The organism is Actinomadura opuntiae (assembly GCF_030283205.1).
GTDB lineage: Bacteria > Actinomycetota > Actinomycetes > Streptosporangiales > Streptosporangiaceae > Spirillospora.
Map to the genome: position 1 here is coordinate 263,853 of NZ_JASNWF010000015.1, position 18,571 is coordinate 282,423.

Below are 18,571 nucleotides of genomic sequence, written 5' to 3' on the forward strand. Positions count from 1 at the left end.
GTTCGTTGCCCGCGGACGGAGCCGGAGGGAAGCCCGTACTGCGCGAGGTCCGCGACACCGGCACCGTCGAGATGCCGATCGTCGATCTGCTGCCGGCGAATTCACCCCGGCTGACCGAGGACGACGACCATATCCAGGTCCTGTCGGAAACCGATACCGAACTGCCGCCAATTCTGGTGCATCGTAACACCCTGCAGGTGATCGACGGAATGCACCGGCTGCGCGCAGCGCAGCGCCGCGGCGACACCGCCATCGCGGTCCGCTACTTCGACGGCGACGAGCGCGAGGCCTTCGTCCAGGCCGTCCGGCTCAACAGCGAGCACGGCCTTCCCCTCACGCTGGCCGACCGCAAGAACGCCGCCCTGCGGATCATGAACTACCACCCGGAATGGTCCGACCGCGCCATCGCCGCGCTCGTCGGCATCTCCGACAAGACCGTCGGCGCGATCCGCCGCCGCGAGGGCGACAACCTCCCCCGGCCCACCGCCCGCATCGGCCGCGACAACGAGAGCCACCCGCTCAACTCCCGGCAGGGGCGGCTGCGCGCCAGCGAGATCTTCCAGCAGAACCCCCACGCCACCACCCGCGAGGTCGCCAAGCTCGCGCAGATCTCCGCCACCACCGCCAAGGACGTCCGCAACCGGCTCCTGCGCGGCGAGGACCCCGTCCCGCCCAAGCAGCGCGGCGCCGCCGCGCCGTCGGCTCCCGCGGCTCCCCGCACTCCCGCCGGCGCCACCCCGCCCACCCGGCGGCCGCCGGCCGTCGCGCTCAGCCGTCTGCGCACCGACCCGTCCCTGCGCTTCTCCGAGACCGGGCGCACGCTCCTTCGGTGGCTGGAGGCCCTCGGCAACCAGCCCGACGAATGGCTCGCCGTCGCCCAGAGCGTTCCCGCCCACTGCGCTCCCGCCATCGTCGAGATGGCCCGCCAGCGCGCCGAGGACTGGCACAACTTCGCCAGCGCACTCGACCAGCGCATCCGGGCCATCTCGTAAGGGCGGGCCGGTGTTTCCCATCCACCGATTCCCCCACGACGAAACCGAGGGACGACATGAGCACAAACCCATTCGACGATGAGGACGGCCGCTTCTTCGTACTCGTCAACGACGAAGAGCAGTACTCCCTCTGGCCGTCCTTCGCCGAGGTCCCGAGCGGATGGCGAGTGGTGTTCGGCGAGGACGGCCGCGCGGAATGCCTCGACTACGTCGAGCGGACGTGGACCGACATGCGGCCCAAGAGCCTGCGCCTGGCCATGGCGGCGGACGGCGACGACTCGGCCTCCTGATAAGGCGCGTCAGAAGAACGCACGAACGGCGATGCGGCGACCTTTTCCAGGTCGCCGCATCGCCGTTTCGTTGCGAGAGCCGCGCGCTACCGGGCCGTCTTCTTGCTGAAGACCGACCTCGACCAGACGTAGCCGACCACGGTGATTCCCGCGCACCAGGCGACGGAGATCCAGCCGTGGTCGCCGACCCTGCCGTCCATCATCAGCGCACGCAGCGCCTCGATCACCTGAGTCATCGGCTGGTTGTCGGTGAACGACCGCAGCCAGCCCGGCATGCCGGACATCGGGGCGAACGCGCCGCTGAGGAACGGCAGCATCGAGATGAGCGAGGCCGAGCTCGCGGCGCCCGAGGTGTTGCGCGAGGCGAGCCCGATCCCGGTCGCCACCCACGACACCGTGAACAGCAGCAGCAGGATCAGCCCGGCCGCGGCGAGCCAGTTCATCGGATCGGTGGTGGGGCGGAAGCCAAGGGCGAGCCCCATCAGGACGACGACCACGATGCCGACACCGGTGCGGATGGTGTTGCCGATGACGTGTCCGACGAGCACGGAGCCGCGGGAGATCGCCAGGGTGCGGAACCGGTCGATGACGCCCTCGCCCATGTCGGTGCTCACGGCGACCGCGGTGGCGCTGGCCGAGTACCCGGCGCCCATCATGATGATGCCGGGGATCAGGTAGTCGATGTACTTGATCCCGCCGGTGTCGAGCGCCCCGCCGATCCCGTAGTTCAGCAGGAGCAGCAGGATGATCGGCAGCATGATCGACATCAGCAGGGTCGAGGGGTTGCGCGCCGTGTGCCGCAGCACCCGGCCGATCATCGTCCGGGAGTCGGACAGCGCGAGGACGATGGCGCTCATCACTTGGTCGCTTTCTGCGCGTCGGTCTCGTCGGCGGGCTCGTCGGGTGCTCCGTCCCCGGCCTCGTCGGCCGGTTCGGCGGCGCCGTGGTCGGTGAGGGCGAAGAAGACGTCGTCGAGGTCGGGCGAGTGAATGGACAGGTTCGCGACCTCGACGGAGTCGTCGTCGAACTTCGCCAGCAGGCTCTTGAGGGAGGCCACGCTGCCGTCGCTGGGCACGTCGACGGAGAGCATCTCGCGGTCGCACGGGGGGCCGCCGAGGATGCGCAGCGCCGCCTCCAGGCTCTCGGCGTCGGCGAAGGTCAGCGTCACGTGCCCGCCCGGCACCTGCTTCTTCAGCTCCTGCGGCGTGCCCTGCGCGACCAGCTTCCCGCCGTCCAGCATCGCGATCCGGTCCGCCAGCCGGTCCGCCTCCTCCAGCACCTGGGTGGTCAGGAAGACGGTGGTGCCCTCGCCGACCAGCTCCTGGACGATCTGCCACATCGTGCGGCGGCTGCGCGGGTCGAGCCCGGTCGTCGGCTCGTCCAGGAAGATGATCTGCGGCCGCCCCATCAGGCTCATCGCCAGGTCGAGCCGGCGCCGCATGCCGCCGGAGTAGGCGGAGGCGATCTTGCCGGCGGCGTCGGCCAGGTCGAACCGCTCGAGCAGCTCGGCCGTCCGCGCGCGCCCCTCCTGCTTGCCCAGGTGCGCGAGCCGCGCCATGAGCAGCAGGTTCTCCTCGCCGGTGAGGAGCTTGTCGACCGCGGAGAACTGGCCGGTGACGCCGATGGCCGCGCGCACGGCGCGCGGCTGCTTGGCCAGGTCGTGGCCCGCGATCACGGCCCGGCCCGCGTCGGGGCCGATGAGCGTGGTGAGGATCTGCACGGTCGTGGTCTTGCCGGCTCCGTTGGGCCCGAGCAGCGAGAAGACGGTGCCGGCGGGGACCTCGAAGTCGATTCCGTCGAGCACCGTTTGCTTGCCGAACGATTTCCTGAGCCCGACCACCTCGATCGCCTTCGACGGCGCGCTGGTCATATGGTCCTCGTCTTCTGCTGGGGAGATGGCGGAGAAACCGCCGCGGCGAGCCGGAACCCGCGGTTCCCGACTCCGGCGGACCTCACCGATCCACGGTCTTCCACATTTCAGAGGGAGTGCTGGCGATACGCAAGCGGCGGTAGCGAGTCGACGTACCGCGGTTGTCGCACCGGGATGAGCCTACTCAGCTGATCGGCGCGCCACTATAGCCGCTCCGCTCACGTCGTCCTTACTGAACATGTGGGCGGCTTCGGAAGGGCGCAATGCCCATCGCAAGGGCCGGGCGGATCGGTCGCGTTGACGACTGCCGCGGGTATGCGGCCCGGTTATGATGCGGTGCGTCGCCTTGTGCCCGGCACGGCCCGCCGGGTGGTCGCATGCGGATATTCCGCAGCTGACCACCGCACCTGCGGCGCGCCGACCGCTCCCCCACCGCCGCGCTCTTGCCAGAGCGGCCGCATATCCCCATTCTGGCGCGGGGGCCGCGCTCTGCGAGTACTCGATGGTACGCGCCGCACCACGCCGCCCGACTGCCCGCCGCGGACGGCCGCGCGCCCGTTTCCGCGGCCCGTCCTCCCCGGCGGCCGCATTCTTGACCAGGGTCCGCGCCGGCCATAGCGTGATCGAAAAAGACGGGAGTTTTGTCCATGCGAGATGACGGATCCAGGATTCACGATGTGATCGGAATAGGTTTCGGTCCGTCCAATCTCGCACTCGCGACGGCTCTCGACGAACTCGGCTCCGAACCGGGCGGCCGCGCGATCGACGCGGCGTTCTTCGAGAAGCAGCCGGCACTGGGCTGGCACCGCGGGATGCTCCTTCCCGGGTCGAAGATGCAGGTCTCGTTCCTCAAGGACCTGGCGACCTTCCGCAATCCGGCGTCGCCTTACAGTTTCGTCGCCTACCTCCATTCGGAGGGACGGCTGGCGGCGTTCGTGAACCGCAAGGACTTCTTTCCCAGCCGCCAGGAGTTCCACGATTACCTCGAGTGGGTCGAGGCCAGGTTCACCAAGTACGTGACCTACAACGCCGAGGTGGTCTCGGTGAGCCCCGAGCACGGGGAGGACGGCGAGGTCGACCGCCTGCGGCTCGAGGTGCGGCAGGACGGCACGGACGCCTCGGACGGCACCCGGACCGTGCACGCGCGCAACATCGTGGTCTCGACCGGGCTGGCGGCGTGGATGCCGGACGGCATCGAGCGCGGCGACACCGTCTGGCACAGCTCCGAGTTCATCACCCGGTTCCGGGAGTTCGACACCACCGGCGTGCGGAGCGTGGCGGTCGTGGGGGCGGGGCAGAGCGCGGCGGAGATACTCCGCTTCGTCTACGACAACCTTCCCGACGCCGAGGTGTACGCGATCCTCTCGCCGCTGGGGTTCTCCGTCGCCGACAACACCCCGCTGGCCAACCAGGTCTTCGATCCCAGCGCGGTGGACGACTTCTTCTACTCGTCCGAGAGGTCGAAAGAGGCGGTCTGGCGCTACCACCGCAACACCAACTACTCCGTCGTGGACGACGAACTCATCCACGACCTCCACGAGCGCATGTACCAGGACGAGCTGAACCGCCGCACGCGGCTGACGTTCCTGAACCTGAGCCGTGCGCGGTCGGCCGAGGCCGCAGGCGGCCGCACGCGCGTGGCCGTGGAGTCGCTGCGTTCGGGCGCGGTGGACCACCTGGACGTCGACCTGCTCGTGTGCGCGACGGGCTACGAGCCGATGGACCCCACGCGCATGCTCGGCGACCTCGCCGGCCTCTGCCGCCGCGACGGGGAGGGCCGGCTGCGCGTCGACCGTGACTACCGCGTGGTGACGAGTCCGGAGATCCGCTGCGGGATCTACCTGCAGGGCGGCACGGAGCACACGCACGGGCTGTCGTCGTCGCTGCTGTCGAACATCGCGGTGCGCAGCGGCGAGATCGCGAACTCGATCGCGCAATCCTGCGCCCGTCCCCCGGCCGGGCTCGGCGGCGGCGCGATGCCGGGCCCGAACGGCCTGTCCGGCGTGAAGGCGGTCTGATGCTGGTCCCGAAGATGTACCGGCCGCGCCGCGCCGCCGACGTCATCGAGGTCGTCCGGCGCAACCCGCTGGCGCTGCTGGCCAGCAACGGTGCGCGCACGCCGTTCGCGACGCACGTCCCGGTCATCGTCGACCGGGTCGCGGCGGCGCCCGACGGCGAGCAGACGCTGGTCGGCGCGACCCTGCTCGGGCACATGAACCGCCAGAACGAGCATTGGCGGGCGCTGCGGGAGGGCGGGAACGTCCTGGTGATCTTCCAGGGGCCGCACTTCTACATCTCCCCCGTCGCCTACGAGAAGCGGCCCGCGGCGCCGACGTGGAACTTCATCACGGTGCATCTGCGCGGACGGGTGGAGCCGATCGACGCCGGCGAGCCGACGTTCGACGTCGTCACCGCGACGGTCCGGGCGCTGGAGGGCGTCGCGGGCACCGGGTGGGACATGACGGGCTCCTGCGGCTACTTCCGCGACATCCAGCCCGGGGTCGGCGCGTTCCGGGTGCACGTCGAGTCGGCGGAGGCCATGTTCAAGCTCAGCCAGGAGCATCCGGAGGAGGTCCGCAGTTCCATCCGCGATCACCTCGCTGCGCGCGGCGCCGGGTCGAGCCGTGAGCTGGCGGAGGCCATGTGGTCGGAGGAAACGGCCGCGGGCGTCCGGGAGTCCGTGCCGGCGCCCGCCACCGCCGACCGCGCCGGCGAGCCGGGGAAAGGGTGATGGCCATGGACCCGCGGGCCTGGCCGGACACGCTCGGCGCCCTCGTCCGCTCGCTCCGCGACCGTGATGCGGCGGTGGTGGTCGACGACCTGTCCCATGATCCCGTCGAGGCCGGGGGCCTGGTCGCGCACGTCGCGGCGATCTGCGCCGCACTGCGCGCCGCCGGCGTGGACGGCGGGGAGCCGATCGCGGTCCGCGTCGGTCACGACGCGCCCTCCGTGGCGGCGCTGCTCGCCGCGGCCTCCTACGGCGTCGCGGCCCCGGTCGCGGCGGACGCGCCGGACCTGCCGAGCGGCCCGTTCGGCATCCGCGCCGTGGTCACGACCGTCCCGCCTGTCGGGGATGAGGCGCCGGTGACGGTCGACGCGTCCGACCCGTCGGCGCTCCCGCCCGGTGACGCCGGGGAGGTGCCGGTTCGGGCGCCGGAGGATCCGGCGCTGCTGCTGTGCACGTCCGGCACCACCGGCGAGCCGAAATGGGTGCGGCTCTCCCAGCGCAACCTCATCGCGGCGGGGACGTTCATCAGCGAATCGCTGAAGCTCTCCCCCGGTGACCGCGGCCTGTCGACAATGCCGCTGCACCACGGGCACGGGATCACCGCGGGCGTGCTCGCGCCGCTGCTCAGCGGCGGCGAGCTGGTCATCATCGACTCCTCGGACCTGGACTTCCTTCAGGAGGGCCTGCGCTGCGGGATCACCTGGTACTCCGCGGCACCGACCGTGCACGCGTCGCTGCTGGTCGCCAAGCGTTCGTGGCCGTCATGGTTCGCCGCGTTCCGGCCCCGCGTGATCCGCTCGACGTCCGAGGCGCTGCCGGCCCGCGACCGCGCCCGGCTGGAGGCGGAGTTCGGCGCGCCGGTCATCGAGGCGTACGCGCTCACCGAGGTCCCCGGGCACGCCTGCACGCAGGTGCTCGGCACCGCCACCGATCCCGGCTGGATGCCGCCGCAGGACGGCCTTCAGGTCGAGACGGTCGGCGCGGACGGCCGTCCCACCGCACCCGGCGTCCCGGGACGGGTCCGGGTGCGCGGCCCGAACGTGATGCTCGGCTACCTCGGCCACGACCCGATCGGCCCGGACGGCTGGTACCTGACCAGCGACATCGGGGCGTTCCGGCCGGACGGGGCGCTGTCGGTGCTGGGCCGCGACTCCGAGGCGATCAAGCGCGGCGGCGAGACCATCGCCCCGGCGGTGGTGGAGTCGCTGGTGGAGAAGCATCCCGACGTCGAGCGGGCGAGGGTGTGCGGGATGCCGCACGAGAGCCTCGGCGAGCAGATCTGCGTGGCGGTGATCAGCCACCGCGGCGAGCCGGACGCCGGCGACCTGCTGCGCGAGCTGCGCGCGCTGCTGCCGACGAGCATGGCGCCGTCGAAGCTGCGGGTCGTCGAGGCGTTCCCGGACAACGGCGGGAAGGTCAGGCGAAGCGACCTGCGCCCGCTGTTCGCGGAGTAGCCGATGACCGGACGGGAGGCGCGGGTCGCCGCGGGGCGGCCGGACGCGGGATCGCTCGCCGAGGTCGCCCGCGACGTGCTGCGCGTGGCGAGCGGCTCGTCCAGCGTGCGCGGCCGCCGCCCGACCGTGCTGGTGTTGAGCGACGGCTCGTCGGTGCTGAGCCGCGGCGACCTCGGCGCCGAGGCGGTGCGCCCGGTGCTGGAGCGCAAGTGCCGCGTCGTCGAACGCGCCACGGGGATGGACGCCTTCCCTCTGGCGTTCGCGCGAGCCGAGCCGGGCGAGCTCGTCCGGACACTGGAGCTGCTGCGGCCGAACTACGACGCGATCCTGATCGCCGACGTCGCCGCGCCCCGCTGCTTCGAGCTGCAACGGCTGCTGGCGCACGGTCCGGTCGCCTGCCCGGTGCTGCACGACGACCAGCAGGGCACGGCCGTCATGGCCGCCGCGGCGGTGCTGGTGTCGCTGGCCGGGACGGGCCGCGAGCCCGAGGAGACCTGCGCGGTCGTCGTCGGAGCGGGCGCCGCCGGGTCCGCCACGGCCCGGCTGCTGCACCACCTCGGCCTCGGCGAGCTGCGCGTGGTCGACTCGGCGGGCATCCTGCGTCCGGGCCGGTCCGGGCTGACCGCGGACAAGGCGGAGCTCGCGGCCCTGACGAACCGGCGCGGCCTCTCCGGCCCGCTCGCGGCGGCGCTGCGCGGCGCCGACCTGTGCGTCGCGCTGTCGGGCAGCCCGATCGCCGCGGACGACCTCGCCGGGATGAACGCCAAGCCGATCATCATCCCGCTGTCGTATCCGGACATCGAGGTGGGGGCCGAGGACGCGGCCGCGCTCGGCGCCACCTACCTGCCGGCGCTGGAGAACGACCTGAGCAACAACCTGGCCACGCCGGGCCTGCTGCTGGCGGCGTGCCGGCTCGGCCTGCGGCGGCTGTCGATGCGCGACCTGCACGCGGCGGTGGACTGCCTGACGTCCCTGCCGGGGCCGCGGGCGGGCGCCGCGCCCTTTCCGCGCGTCGCTCCCGGCCCGCTCGCCGAATCGATCGCCCGCGCCATCGCCGACCAGCGCTCCGGGACCGCGCGGACGTGCGGCTGCGACGCGGCGCCCGGTTGACGGGCCGTCCCGCCACCGCGTCCTTCGGGCACACCATGTGAGGGGTCATGGAAAGGATCGAGAACAGCGAGCCGCGCGAACGCATCGTCGGCACGCCGGTCGGCGACCTGGAGCCGGACGAGGCACTCGCGTTCCTGCGCGAACGGCTCGCCGGGGACGGCGCCCGGCAGGGCCGGCTGATACTCGTCGGCGGGAGTGTCGCGAGCGGGAAGACCCGCCTTCTCGATGGCCTTCTGGACGCCGCCGCACGGGCGGGCGTCCGCGCGCTGAGCGCGACCGGCACGGCGGACGAGCGGCTTCTCCCCTACGGGATCGCCGATCAACTGGTCTCCGACCCGGGCATGCCGCGGGCTGCGGCCGAGCAGGCGCGGCGCGCCGTCGAGGCCCTTCAGGACGCCGCGTCCGGTGATGCCGTGGAGGGTGCGCCGACCGGCGCCACCGCCCACCTGGTCCGCCGCCTCGCCCGGGCGTTCCTGGAGCCGGCGCGCGACGAACCGCTGCTCGTCGCCATCGACGACGTCCACCTGGCGGACGACGCCTCGGTGCTGCTGCTCCGGTGCCTGCAGCGCAGGCTCCGTTCGACCGAGCTGACGCTCGTGGTCACCTTCCGGGACTGCCCCGGAATCGCCGACCGGCCTACGGACTTCGCGCTCCAGCGGGATGAGCGCTTCCAACTCACTCCGATGTCCGAGCGCGCCGTCCGCGACCTGATGGCCGCCCGGCTCGGCGACGACCTCGTCAACGGGACTCTCCCCGCGCTGGTCCGCAGGCTCGGCGCCGGCATCCCCATGCTGGTGGACGCCCTGGTCGACGACTACATCGTCACCGGCTCGCTGGGTGAGGAGGCAGCGGCCGGCAAGGCGTACTCCGCGGCCCTCGCCGCCTACCTGGACCGCTGGGACCTCCCCTTGCGCGAGACGGCCGGGGCGATAGCGGTGTTCGGAGCGGCGCCGTCCACCGAGGTCGTGGCCGGACTGGCTGGGACCGCGACCGACGCCGCCGGGGACGCCATCGGGGCGCTGACCGCCTGCGGTCTGCTGGTCGACGACCGGTTCCGGCACGCCATTACGGCATCGGCGGTCCTCACTGGCCTCTCCCCTGCCGCTCGGGCCTCGATGCACCTGCGGGCAGCCGAACTGAAGCTGCGGCGGGCGGAGCCACCGGCGCATGTGGCCGAACACTTGATCGCCGCCGGTTCCGCGGAGCCGCCTTGGGCGATCGCGGTGCTACAGGACGCCGCCACCCAAGCCGTCGACGACGACCGGATGGACTTCGCCCAGCGGTGCCTGGAACTGGCGCTCGCCTCCACGACGACCGACGCCGACAGAAGGCCGATTCTCGGCGCCCTTGCCCGCTGCACCTGGCGGACCAGCCCCGCAACGAGCAGAACCCATATCGACGCGCTGCTGGATCTCGCCCCTGACTCCCCCGCACCCTCGGAGGGCACCGAGACGGCTGCCGTCGCCCGCACCGCTCTCTGGCAGGGCGACGAGGCGGGATTCCGCCGGAGCTGGGACGCGTCCGCCGGGCGGCTCGATACCCGGACGGCCGCCGAACTCCGGCTGGCTCGCGAGTGGTGGTTCGGTCCGTCCGACGACGGCTCGCCGGCTCCGCACCCTGACGACGATCCCTGGCAGGTCACGGCGACGGCGCTGTCCCGGATCTGGCGGGAGTCCGGCAACGACGCCTCCACGACCGCGGCCGAACGGATCCTGCGCAGCTGCACCCTCTCCGACGCAAGCCTCGAAGCGCTGACGACCGCGCTGCTCGCCCTGGTGTATGCGGGACGGCCGGAAGAGGCCCGTTCGCATTGGCGCTCGCTGAAGGCCGAGGCGGACCGGCGCGGCGCGGTGACCTGGCAAGCGGTGCTCGGCGGCCTGTGGGCGGGAGCGGCGCTGCGCGCGGGCGACGTCGCGTACGCGGCCGAGCTGGCCCGCCACACGCTGAGCCTGCTGCCCGGCCCGGACTGGGGTGCGGCGATCGGCGACCCGCTCGCCACCCTGGTCCTGGCGTACACCGCGGCGGAGGAGTACGACCGCGCCGCCGAGGTCCTGGCCCGCCGCGTCCCCGCCGCCGTGTTCCGGACGGTCGGGGGGATCCGCTACGTCAGGGCGCGCGGCCACTACCACCTCGCCACCGGCCGGCTGCTCGCGGCGGTCGACGACTTCGAGGAATGCCGCCGGCTGCTCGCCGCACGAGGCGGCGACCTGCCGGTCATCGCCCCCTGGCGCGCCGACCTGGCGGCCGCGAACCTCAGGCTCGGCAACATCGACGCCGCCCGCGACCTCGCCGCCCGGCAACTCGACCTCGCCGCCGGAACCGACGCCTACACCCGTGCCCTCTCCCTGCGGACGCTCGCGCTCACCACGGAACCGGCGCAATTGCCCGGTGCCCTCGCGCAGTGCGCCGAGATGTTCGCCGCAAGCGGCGACCAGTGGGAGGCCCGCAGGACGTCGCGGATTCTGGAAAAGCTGCCGCAACGGCGCACCGCGGCCACACTCGGTGACCGCGTCGCACCATTCCGCAGCGCGGAATCCGCCGCTTCCCGGCAAGCCGCGCCGGTCGAGCGGATGGTGCTCACCCGTAATGCCGTTCCCGCCGCGGCCGCTCCGGTGGGCGTGTCGGCGACTGCGCAGATCGACCGGGGCCGCGGCGCCTTGGAAAAGATGAGCGCGGCGGAGGCGCGGGTCGCCAGGCTCGCCGCCCGCGGCCTGACGAACCAGCAGATCAGCAGCAGCCTGTTCATCACGGTCAGCACCGTCGAGCAGCACCTCACCCGCGTCTACCGGAAGCTCGGAATAAGGAACCGGACGCTGCTGGCCGCGAAACTCGGCGCCGAGTAGAACCTGGCCGCGGCGATTGACGAAAGCGGTCCGGCTCTGCTTGAGTGACATTCTCAAAACGCTATTTTCAAAACGGGTACGAGGAAACACGGTCCGCACCGGCAGGTGAGGAGGCCGCCCGTCGCGCGGCCACAACAATGCCGGGCCCATTTCGCCGCGGCCGGTTCCCTCCATTGCCCGGAAGTGGGCGGCACGGATGGCCTGCCGATCGCCGAGAGGGAGACCCGCGCCATGCAGAACCAGCATCAGGACACCGGCGTCGAGGAGAAGACCGTCCGCGAGTACTACCGGCTGGTGGACGCCGAGGACGTCGACGGGCTGCTCGACCTGTTCGCCGACGACGCCGTCTACGACCGGCCCGGCTACCCGACCATGCGCGGGCGGAGCGACCTGGCCAGGTTCTACGGGGGCGAGCGCGTCATCGCCGGCGGCCGCCACACGCTCGACCGGGTCGTGGCGAGCACCCCGCAGATCGCGGTGACCGGTTCGTTCGAGGGCGTGCTGAAGGACGGCAGCGAGACCCGGGTGCGCTTCGCCGACTTCTTCGTCCTGGACGGCCCGCGGATCGTCCAGCGGGACACCTACTTCTTCGCGCCGCTGGTGTGACGGACGCGGCCCCGAGCCCGAGAGGACGCCGAGCCATGCCGCCCAGTCCCGAATCGCCGCCCGCGCGGGCCGGCGCCAGGTCCCTGGCGTTCGGCACCGCCTTCACCGCGCACATGGTCTCGATGCGGTGGACCACCGAACGGGGCTGGCACGAGATGGAGGTCATGCCCCACGAGCCGCTGGTGATGGACCCGGCCATGGTCGGCATCCACTACGGGCAGAGCGTCTTCGAGGGGCTCAAGGCGCACCGCGTGCCCGGCGGCGTCGCGGTGTTCCGTCCCGAGGCGCACGCGGCCAGGCTGCGGGCCTCCGCCCGCAGGCTCATGATGCCGGAGCTGCCGGAGTCCGCCTTCCTGGCGGCGGTGGACGCGCTCGTCGGCGTCGACCAGGGCGAGCTGCCCGACGACCCGGGTGTCAGCCTGTACCTGCGCCCGATCGTCTTCGCCACCGAACGCACGCTGGCACTGCGGCCCGCGCAGGAGTACCGCTTCCTGCTCATGGCCTTCCTGACCGAGGGCTACTTCGGCTCGGAGCAGCGGGCGGTGAGCGTGTGGGTGACCACCGAGTTCTCGCGCGCCGCCCCCGGCGGGACCGGCTTCGCCAAGTGCGCAGGCAACTACGCCGGCTCTCTCATGGCGCAGGAGCTGGCCAAGGAGCAGGGCTGCGACCAGGTCGTCTGGCTCGACCCGGTGGAGCGCCGCTGGGTCGAGGAGATGGGCGGGATGAACCTGTTCTTCGTCCACGGCGCGGGCTCCGGCGCGCGGCTGGTGACCCCGCCGCTGAACGGCAACCTGCTGCCCGGCGTGACGCGCGACTCGATCCTGCGCCTCGCGCCCGATCTCGGCATCGCGGCGTCCGAGGAGCCGGTGAGCGTGGACGGCTGGCGGGCTGGCTGCGCGTCCGGCGAGATCACCGAGGTGTTCGCCTGCGGCACCGCGGCCCGCGTCACCGCGGTCGGCCAGGTGAAGTCCGAGGAGGGCGGCTGGACGGTCGGCGACGGCTCCGGCGGAGAAGTGACGAACCGGATTCTCGCCACCTTGTCCGGCATCCAGGGCGGGCAGCTTCCTGACCGGCACAGTTGGCTGCGCCGGGTCACCGCAGCGGACCAGTAGGAACCGAAGCCCGTTGGACCTGAATCACCTTGACCGCCGATGTTTCTACGCCCTTGATAAACGCATGTTCGATTGCTAATTACCTGGAACTCGATCCGTCAGCCATCAGGCGTGATGGAGATCTTTCCACAGGACGATCGAACGCCATTTCATTGATGTTGTGAGGTGAATCCGTGGTGGCAAGGGGATCGATCGTCTCGTTCGACCGGATCAAGGGCTACGGGTTCGTGGCCCCCGAGTCCGGGGGCGAGGACGTGTTCGTCCACGTCAACGATCTTCTGGACGACAAGAGCCAGATGGTCCCGGGACGGACGGTGGAGTTCGTCCTGGACCAGGGCGACCGGGGGCCGAAGGCGTCGCGGGTCACGGTGGTCCCGACCGCCGCGGCGGCCCCGCGCGCGGAGGCGGGGCAGGCCCGGCCGGAGCCGCAGGACGGCGACGACATGTGCGACGTGCTGTCCGCTGCCGAATTCGGGCACGAGCTCACTGAAGTGCTGCTGCACGCCGCTCCGGCCCTTTCGGGCTCGCAGATCCTCGACATCCGCGAACGCGTGGCCGCGTTCGCCCGTTCCCACGGCTGGGTGGACGGCTGATCGATTCGGGACGGATCACCGCGCGGAAGCGTATGCTCACGCCATGGACTCCTCCCAGCCGGCTGACGCCAACTCCGGCCAGTCCCCCGAAAACACCGTCGTTCCCGCGGAACAGGCACTTCGCGCCTCCGATTCCGACCGCGAACGGGCCGCGGCCGTGCTCCAGGAGGCGACGGCCGACGGCCGGGTCTCGCACGCCGAACTCGAGAAACGCCTCGACCTGGTTTACCGGGCCAAGTCAAGGGCGGAACTCGAATCCCTGGTGAAAGACCTCCAGCCCATTCAATGGGCGGACGGCAGCCCCACGGCGACCAAGGATTCGGGCATCATCAGCTCGCTCGTCCGCAAGGGCCGCTGGGTCGTGGGGTCCGAGTACCGCGCGACCGCGGTCATCGGCTCCGGGGTGGTCGACCTGCGCGAGGCGCAGTTCACCGGCCCCGAGACGACCATCCGCATCAGCGCCTGGCTCAGCACGATCTACGTCGTCGTCCCGGAGAACGTCGAGGTGCGCGTGTCGGGCTCCGGCGTCATCGGCGGGTTCGAGCAGGACCGCGAGAGCACCGGCCACGGTGCGACGCACCGGGTCACCGTCACCGGTGTCGCCGTGTGCTCCACCGTCCGCGTCGTCCACCGCCTCCCCGCAAACCAGGAGCGCCGCCTTTCGAAATGACCGGGAAGGGGCACCGGACCCGTTCCGCGTGCCCGGCGAACGCGACGATGAGGCGGGCCGGCGACCGGCCCGCCTCATCGCATGCCGCGGCCTCGCGCGGCCGCGTCCTCAGTCCCAGTCCGCCAGCGCGTCGTTCATGATGGCGCCCATGTACCGGGCGTTCTCCGGCAGGTGCATGTCGTGGTGGGTGCAGGACACCTCGCGCTCGTCGATGGCGCCGGTGATGTTCGACCGCCATTTCCGCGTGCCGGACGATCCGCCCGGCTGCCGGCCGAGCATCGCCGTGAACAGCAGCGCGTCGCCGTCGTAGACCGGGGAGACGAACGACTGCAGCTTCTCGTGGTGGTCGGTGATGATCCTCGTGGCGAGGTCGACCATCGGGAGGTAGTCCTCGCCGCCGTGCATCCGCGCGAAGTACTTCTCGTACTCGACCCGCATGATCCGTTCGAAGTCGGCGCGGTCGTAGGCGTCGGCGCCGTGCCGCGGCGCGGCGTCCATCAGCGCCAGCATCCCGACCTGCCGGCCGCGGGTCTGCAGCTTCACCGCGATCAGGTGCGCGAGGATCCCGCCGAAGGAGTACCCGAGCAGGTGGAACGGCCCCTCCGGCTGGGTGCGCAGGATCTCCTGCAGGTAGTCCTCGGCCATCGCGTCGATGGACTCGGGCAGCGGCGTCACGCCGTCGAAGCCGCGGGCCTGGATGCCGTAGACGGGGCGGTCGGGGAAGCTCGCGGACAGCCCCAGGTAGATCCAGCTCAGCCCGCCGCCGGGGTGCAGGCACCACACCGGGTTGCGGGTGCCCTCGGCCTTGATGGGCAGGACGGTCGCGAACGGGTCGGCGGGCTGCGTGCCCGCCTCGGGCCGCAGCCGCGGGGTCAGCGCCGCCACCGTCGGCGCCTCGAACACCGCCCGCAGCGGGACGTCCACGCCCAGCGCGGCCCTGATCCGGCCGATCAGCCGGGTCGCGCGCAGCGAATGCCCGCCGAGCGCGAAGAAGTCGTCGTCGACGCCGACCCGGTCGACGCCGAGCACCTCGGCGAACAGCCCGGCGAGCACCTCCTCCTCCATCGTGCGCGGCGCCCGGTAGGCGGCGCCGGTGATCGTCGGGGACGGCAGCGCGGCCTTGTCCAGCTTTCCGTTCGGCATCAGCGGCAGCCGGTCCAGGACGACCAGCGCCGCCGGGACCATGTAGTCGGGCAGCCGCGCCGCCGCGAACCGGCGCAGGTCCTCCACCCGCCGGGCGGCGTCGGGGTCGTTGACGTGCTCGGACAGGGCGTCCACCGGGGCGTCCGGGACGTACACGCCGGTCAGCGGCGCGTCCGCGCCGGAGCGCAGGAAGACCGCGTCCATCCGGCCCGGCACGGACGACCAGGTCACCACCGCCTGGTAGCCGAGGTCCGCGGCCATCCGGCGGCAGTCGCCGGGCGTGAGCATCGCCTTGCCGGCGTCGGTCCGCCGGATCTCGGCGGCGGGCAGGTGCCCCGCCGCGGCGTCCAGGTCGCGCACGAGGTCGGCGACCGGTTGCACCTCGGCGTGCGGGATCCCCCGCAGCCGCACGCTTTCGGGGCGCTGCTCGGTGAGGAACCGCCGCAGCACCTCCGGCGAGCCGAGGGCGTCCCACGCGACCGTGGCGACGTCGGCGAGGGACCGCACCGTCTCCGGCGACTTCCGCAGGACGACCTCGTAGCGGTAGCGGCTCAGCTCGTTGGCGGCGTCCATGTCCTTGAGCCGGACGTCCACCGCGCCGATCTCCGGCAGCAGCCGGGGCAGACCGGTGAAGAACTCGGGGGCGAGCAGCAGTTCGCGTTCGGCGAGCATCTCCAGCCGCACCCGCTCGCGCAGGCCGTCCACGGTGGTGCCGGCGTCGGAGTGCGCCAGCTGCACCTCGGTCGCGAACTCGCGCAGCAGCGCGTTGTTGCGGATGTCGCCGAGGTACATCGCGCCGCCCGGGGCCAGCAGCCTCATCGCCTTGGCGATGACGTCGATGAGGTAGCCGGCGTTGGGGAAGTACTGCACGACCGAGTTGACGATGATCGTGTCGAAGTGCCCCGGGGGCAGGTCGTCCAGCTCGTCGGCGCGGCGCGTCCGCAGCCGCACCCGGTCGGCCCACGGGGCGTCCAGCCGGCTGATCTGCTCCCGCAGCGACTCGATGGTCGCGCGCGAGAAGTCCAGCGCCCAGTACTCCTCGCAGCCGGGCGCCAGCGGCGCCAGCAGCAGGCCGGAGCCGACGCCGATCTCCAGCACCCGGGACGGGGCGAGCCCGCGGACGCGCTCGACGGCCGCGGCCCGCCATTCGCGCATCTCGTCCAGCGCTATCGGCGCTCCCGAGTAGCTGCTGTGCCAGCCCTGGAAGTTCTCGCCGAACTCGACCGCGTCCTGCTCGGCGGCTGCCGCGTCGTCGGCGACGTACGCCTCCTTGTGGGAGTAGAGGTCCTCGTACACCTGCTCCCACTGGCCGACCGACTCCGCCTCGACGGCCTCCTGCCGGACGAGCGACGCCTCCCGGTCCAGCACGACGTAGCCGACCAGGTCCTTGGACCCGCCGCCGGCGGAGTCGCGGGCCACGACCACGGCCTGCGCGACGGCCGGGTGCGCGGCCAGCGCCGCCTCGACCTCGCCGGGCTCGATCCGGAACCCGCGCACCTTGACCTGGTCGTCGCTGCGGCCCGCGAACACCAGCTCGCCGGACGGGGTCCATTGGACGAGGTCGCCGGTGCGGTACATCCGTCCGCCCGCCGGGTCGAACGGGTCGGCCACGAACCTCGACGCCGTCAGGGCGGGGCGGCCGCGGTAGCCGCGGGCGACGCCCGCGCCCGCGACGTACAGCTCGCCGACGACGCCGGGCGGCACCGGGACGAGCCCCGGGCCGAGCACGTACGCCCGGGTGTTGGGCAGCGGACCGCCGATCGGCACCGTCCCGTTGCCGGTCCGGTCGGCGGCGTCCGCGGCCGACACGGTGTGGTAGGTCGCGTCGACGGTGATCTCCGTCGGGCCGTAGGCGTTGACGACGTCGGTGCTCGGATGGGTCCGCTGGAACTCCTCGACCACTCGGGCCGTCACCGCGTCGCCGCCCGTCACGACCCGCTCCAGCGACGCCAGACCGTGGTCGTCCGTCGCCAGCATCTCCAGCAGGGCGGGCACCACGAACAGCGAGGTCACGCCGTGCTCGTCGACAGCGCGCGCCAGCGCGTCGACGTCGCCGGGGTCGGCGGGCCCGATCACCAGGGTGCCGCCGGCCATCAGCGCCGGCCACGTCTCGAACGCCGAGGCGTCGAAGGAGATCGAGGACAGCAGCATCGTCCGGCCGCCCGGCTCCGGCCAGCCGTGCAGCGCCAGGTCCGCGACGTTGCACTGCGTGATGGCGACGCCCTTCGGGACGCCGGTGGAGCCCGAGGTGTAGATGACGTACGCGAGATGCTCGGGACGCAGCGGGCGGAGCCGGTCGGTGTCCGTGACCGGCGACCGGCGGGGCGCACGCTCCTCGTCCAGGTACAGGCGCGGGATGTCGGACTGCGGCAGGACCGCGTCGGTCGCCCGGTCGGTGAGGATCACGACCGGGCGCGCGTCGTCGAGGATGAAGGCTACGCGCGGGCCCGGATACTGCGGATCGATCGGCAGGTAGGCGCCGCCCGCCTTCACCACCGCAAGCAGAGCCACCACGTAGTCCGCCGATCGGCCGGTGGCGATGGCGACGACGCCGTCCGGGCCGACCCCACGGTCGATCAGTTCGATCGCCAGGCCGTTGGCGCGGGCGTCGAGTTCGGCGTAGGTGAGGGAGCAGGTTCCGTCGATGACGGCGACGGCGTTCGGCGCGGCGGCGACGACGTCCGCGAACATGTTCGGCAGGGTCGTTTCCGGGAGCGGGCCCCGCGTGTCGTTCCACTGCCGCAGCACCAGCGCCCGCTCGCCGGCGGTGATCACGTCGACCGCGCCGACCGCCGCGTCCGGGTCGGCGATGATCTGTTCGAGCACCCGCACGTACCGCGCGGAGATCGCCTCGATCGCCGCAGGGTCGAAGACGGCCCGCTGGTACTGCAGCGACATCCGCAGCGGCTCCGGCGCCGCCATCAGCGTCAGCGGGTAATGCGTGCCGTCCACCGGTGTCGAGCGGCTGATGGTGAACGGCGCGTCGGTGATCGCCTGTTCCAGCGCGTCCCGGTCGATCGGATAGGACTCGAAGCCGACGATGGTGTCGAAGAGGGTGGGTAGGCCGGTGTCCTTTTGGATGTCGGCCAGGCTGTAGTGGTGGTGGTCCAGCAGGGCTGCTTGGCGGTCTTGCAGGTCGGTGAGTACGTCGGCGAGGGAG

Annotated in this window: 14 protein-coding genes; 11 read left to right on the forward strand and 3 right to left on the reverse strand. The window is 72.1% G+C overall.

Annotated elements, in window-relative coordinates:
• Nucleotides 1–5: 5 nt before the first annotated feature.
• Nucleotides 6–992 carry a ParB/RepB/Spo0J family partition protein gene (locus tag QP089_RS30945; protein WP_285916279.1) on the forward strand — a complete coding sequence of 329 codons (987 nt, stop codon included), beginning with the start codon at nt 6–8 and terminating at the stop codon, nt 990–992.
• 56 nt (nt 993–1,048) lie between these two features.
• The gene (locus QP089_RS30950) at nt 1,049–1,282 is read left to right on the forward strand and encodes an MbtH family protein (RefSeq protein ID WP_285916281.1); all 234 of its coding nucleotides are present in this window, start codon (nt 1,049–1,051) and stop codon (nt 1,280–1,282) included.
• 86 nt (nt 1,283–1,368) lie between these two features.
• Here QP089_RS30950 and QP089_RS30955 read toward each other — a convergent pair whose 3' ends face one another.
• Both QP089_RS30955 and QP089_RS30960 read right to left on the reverse strand, forming a co-directional pair.
• A complete protein-coding gene (locus tag QP089_RS30955) occupies nt 1,369–2,139 on the reverse strand; it encodes an ABC transporter permease (protein ID WP_285916283.1) in 771 nt (256 codons plus the stop codon).
• Nucleotides 2,139–3,152 carry an ATP-binding cassette domain-containing protein gene (locus QP089_RS30960; RefSeq protein WP_285916285.1) on the reverse strand — a complete coding sequence of 338 codons (1,014 nt, stop codon included), beginning with the start codon at nt 3,150–3,152 and terminating at the stop codon, nt 2,139–2,141. Before QP089_RS30960 ends, QP089_RS30955 begins: the two co-directional genes overlap by 1 nt.
• A gap of 677 nt (nt 3,153–3,829) precedes the next feature.
• Between QP089_RS30960 and QP089_RS30965 the strand changes: the two genes are divergently transcribed.
• The 9 genes from QP089_RS30965 to QP089_RS31005 all read left to right on the forward strand — a co-directional run bounded on the left by QP089_RS30965 (nt 3,830) and on the right by QP089_RS31005 (nt 14,268).
• The gene (locus QP089_RS30965; protein ID WP_285916287.1) at nt 3,830–5,170 is read left to right on the forward strand and encodes a lysine N(6)-hydroxylase/L-ornithine N(5)-oxygenase family protein; all 1,341 of its coding nucleotides are present in this window, start codon (nt 3,830–3,832) and stop codon (nt 5,168–5,170) included.
• Nucleotides 5,170–5,883, forward strand: a complete 714-nt coding sequence (locus tag QP089_RS30970) for an FMN-binding negative transcriptional regulator (protein ID WP_285916289.1) — start codon at nt 5,170–5,172, stop codon at nt 5,881–5,883. Before QP089_RS30965 ends, QP089_RS30970 begins: the two co-directional genes overlap by 1 nt.
• A gap of 5 nt (nt 5,884–5,888) precedes the next feature.
• Nucleotides 5,889–7,334 carry an AMP-binding protein gene (locus QP089_RS30975; protein ID WP_285916291.1) on the forward strand — a complete coding sequence of 482 codons (1,446 nt, stop codon included), beginning with the start codon at nt 5,889–5,891 and terminating at the stop codon, nt 7,332–7,334.
• 3 nt (nt 7,335–7,337) lie between these two features.
• Nucleotides 7,338–8,444, forward strand: coding sequence for a hypothetical protein (locus QP089_RS30980; protein ID WP_285916293.1), 1,107 nt, complete (start codon nt 7,338–7,340; stop codon nt 8,442–8,444).
• A gap of 47 nt (nt 8,445–8,491) precedes the next feature.
• The gene (locus QP089_RS30985; protein WP_285916295.1) at nt 8,492–11,287 is read left to right on the forward strand and encodes a helix-turn-helix transcriptional regulator; all 2,796 of its coding nucleotides are present in this window, start codon (nt 8,492–8,494) and stop codon (nt 11,285–11,287) included.
• Nucleotides 11,288–11,518: 231 nt separating this feature from the next.
• Nucleotides 11,519–11,893, forward strand: a complete 375-nt coding sequence (locus tag QP089_RS30990) for a nuclear transport factor 2 family protein (RefSeq protein ID WP_285916298.1) — start codon at nt 11,519–11,521, stop codon at nt 11,891–11,893.
• Between the two features lie 35 nt (nt 11,894–11,928).
• On the forward strand, nt 11,929–13,005 hold the full coding sequence (locus QP089_RS30995; RefSeq protein WP_285916301.1) for a branched-chain amino acid aminotransferase: 1,077 nt from the start codon (nt 11,929–11,931) through the stop codon (nt 13,003–13,005).
• 173 nt (nt 13,006–13,178) lie between these two features.
• Complete coding sequence (locus tag QP089_RS31000; RefSeq protein ID WP_285916303.1) at nt 13,179–13,598, forward strand: cold shock domain-containing protein; 420 nt, start codon at nt 13,179–13,181, stop codon at nt 13,596–13,598.
• Between the two features lie 43 nt (nt 13,599–13,641).
• A complete protein-coding gene (locus tag QP089_RS31005) occupies nt 13,642–14,268 on the forward strand; it encodes a DUF1707 domain-containing protein (RefSeq protein ID WP_285916305.1) in 627 nt (208 codons plus the stop codon).
• Nucleotides 14,269–14,376: 108 nt separating this feature from the next.
• Here QP089_RS31005 and QP089_RS31010 read toward each other — a convergent pair.
• A partial coding sequence (locus tag QP089_RS31010; RefSeq protein ID WP_285916307.1) for a non-ribosomal peptide synthetase occupies nt 14,377–18,571 on the reverse strand: 4,195 nt, incomplete at its 5' end.

Excerpts from the sequence above, each read along its gene's own strand:
- QP089_RS30955 (WP_285916283.1), bottom strand. The coding sequence starts at position 2,139 with ATGAGCGCCATCGTCCTCGCGCTGTCCGACTCCCGGACGATGATCGGC.
- QP089_RS30960 (WP_285916285.1), bottom strand. The coding sequence starts at position 3,152 with ATGACCAGCGCGCCGTCGAAGGCGATCGAGGTGGTCGGGCTCAGGAAA.
- QP089_RS31005 (WP_285916305.1), top strand. The coding sequence starts at position 13,642 with ATGGACTCCTCCCAGCCGGCTGACGCCAACTCCGGCCAGTCCCCCGAA.
- QP089_RS30985 (WP_285916295.1), top strand. The coding sequence starts at position 8,492 with ATGGAAAGGATCGAGAACAGCGAGCCGCGCGAACGCATCGTCGGCACG.
- QP089_RS30950 (WP_285916281.1), top strand. The coding sequence starts at position 1,049 with ATGAGCACAAACCCATTCGACGATGAGGACGGCCGCTTCTTCGTACTC.
- QP089_RS30970 (WP_285916289.1), top strand. The coding sequence starts at position 5,170 with ATGCTGGTCCCGAAGATGTACCGGCCGCGCCGCGCCGCCGACGTCATC.
- QP089_RS30990 (WP_285916298.1), top strand. The coding sequence starts at position 11,519 with ATGCAGAACCAGCATCAGGACACCGGCGTCGAGGAGAAGACCGTCCGC.
- QP089_RS30995 (WP_285916301.1), top strand. The coding sequence starts at position 11,929 with ATGCCGCCCAGTCCCGAATCGCCGCCCGCGCGGGCCGGCGCCAGGTCC.
- QP089_RS30980 (WP_285916293.1), top strand. The coding sequence starts at position 7,338 with ATGACCGGACGGGAGGCGCGGGTCGCCGCGGGGCGGCCGGACGCGGGA.
- QP089_RS30975 (WP_285916291.1), top strand. The coding sequence starts at position 5,889 with ATGGACCCGCGGGCCTGGCCGGACACGCTCGGCGCCCTCGTCCGCTCG.